Raw genomic sequence first — 440 nt, forward strand, 5'->3', positions numbered from 1 at the left:
CTACAAAATTGCGCATTTCACTACCAGTCTGGAGTCAGCCCGGATATGAACTGCAACTATTGCAAATAAAGAAATTAAGCTGGAAGGCATCGCGCAATGAGGAAGATTGCCGGGTGCTGACAGTAAAAAGCAATCGTAGAATCAGCGGCAAGCCGGAAAGGTTCCGGTGAGGCGCAATGTTGCGGGGGCTTTATCCCTGGTGGCATTGGTTGCTGGAGAGAGAAAACCCCCGCACGTTGCAGGTATGCACCTGACAACACCACGGGGGCTAATCTTGACTCTAGACCACTCAAGAATAGCCGCGAAACGTTGTCATTACAACACAGGCGGCTATATGACGTTCGCAGAGCTGGGCATGGCCTTCTGGCATGATTTAGCGGCTCCGGTCATTGCTGGCATTCTTGCCAGTATGATCGTGAACTGGCTGAACAAGCGGAAGT

General features: G+C 51.4%; 1 protein-coding gene. It reads left to right on the forward strand.

Annotation, left to right across the window (positions count from 1 at the left end; translation table 11 throughout):
• Positions 1 to 334: 334 nt before the first annotated feature.
• Positions 335 to 440, forward strand: a 106-nt coding sequence (locus tag IB272_RS34505) for a type I toxin-antitoxin system toxic polypeptide LdrD (RefSeq protein ID WP_000141634.1), incomplete at its 3' end; no start/stop codon positions are given.

Source organism: Ensifer sp. ENS08, assembly GCF_014852195.1.
Classification (GTDB): domain Bacteria; phylum Pseudomonadota; class Alphaproteobacteria; order Rhizobiales; family Rhizobiaceae; genus Ensifer; species Ensifer adhaerens.